Below are 831 nucleotides of genomic sequence, written 5' to 3'. Positions count from 1 at the left end.
GGGCACCACTATGACGCTGTACACCATGGCCAGGAAGGTGGTCAGCCCGGCCAACAGTTCCTGGCGCACGCTGCTGCCACGCTGGGTGATGGAGAAATAGGAGTCCAGAAACCCGCTATTGCCGGTGCGGGCCGTCATTTCTTGCGTTGCCATAACTCATCCTGAATGTGTGAAGGAAATCGTTTGCGTAATGGCGCGCAAAATAGCAAGAATTTGGCGAGATTGCAGCGGATCAGCCACCATTTTCCCGAACTTTTCCATTTAAAGCCTCATTGGAGGCCTCAACTTCCCCATGGGAAGCTCCCCTTCAGCTTCTACACTCTTAGCTAGCCCCCATCAGCCGGAGACAAGCCCATGCATACAGGCAACCTGCTTGGCCAGATCCCCTCCCCCCTGCCCAATGAGGTGTTCACCGACCTGGTCAGCACCAATCACTTTCGCATCGAGCGTATCCTCTCCCAGGGACAACAGACCCCCACGGGGGAATGGTTCGATCAGGATGAACACGAGTGGGTAGCGCTGATACAAGGCGAAGCCATTCTGGTCTTCATCACACCGGATACCGGGCTCCAGGAGCGCGTTCACCTTGGACCCGGGGACTACATCAACATCCCGGCGCACCTTCAGCACAGGGTGGAGTGGACCCACCCTACCGAGACCACAGTCTGGCTATGCATCTACTACTAGGGGAATCCCACGTAGTGGCAAAGCATAACGAAAGAAGCCCAATCGACAGATTGGGCTTCTTGGACTCAGATGCTGAATATGCATAGCAAAAAGGCCTTCCCGTGAGGGAAGGCCTTTCAAATTAGTGGCGGAGCGGACGGGACT

General features: G+C 55.7%; 1 protein-coding gene and 1 pseudogene. One reads left to right on the top strand and one right to left on the bottom strand.

The window, feature by feature from the left end:
- A pseudogene (locus LG30_RS21955) lies at positions 1–153 on the bottom strand (permease); the annotation flags it as partial.
- A gap of 201 nt (positions 154–354) precedes the next feature.
- On the opposite strand from LG30_RS21955, the gene LG30_RS0107490 reads away from it, so the two are divergent.
- The gene (locus tag LG30_RS0107490; protein ID WP_033130088.1) at positions 355–687 is read left to right on the top strand and encodes a cupin domain-containing protein; all 333 of its coding nucleotides are present in this window, start codon (positions 355–357) and stop codon (positions 685–687) included.
- Positions 688–831 lie beyond the last annotated feature (144 nt).

Source organism: Aeromonas aquatica, from assembly GCF_000764655.1.
Taxonomy (GTDB): Bacteria; Pseudomonadota; Gammaproteobacteria; order Enterobacterales; family Aeromonadaceae; genus Aeromonas; species Aeromonas aquatica.
This window is presented reverse-complemented; position numbering and strand designations above follow the sequence as displayed.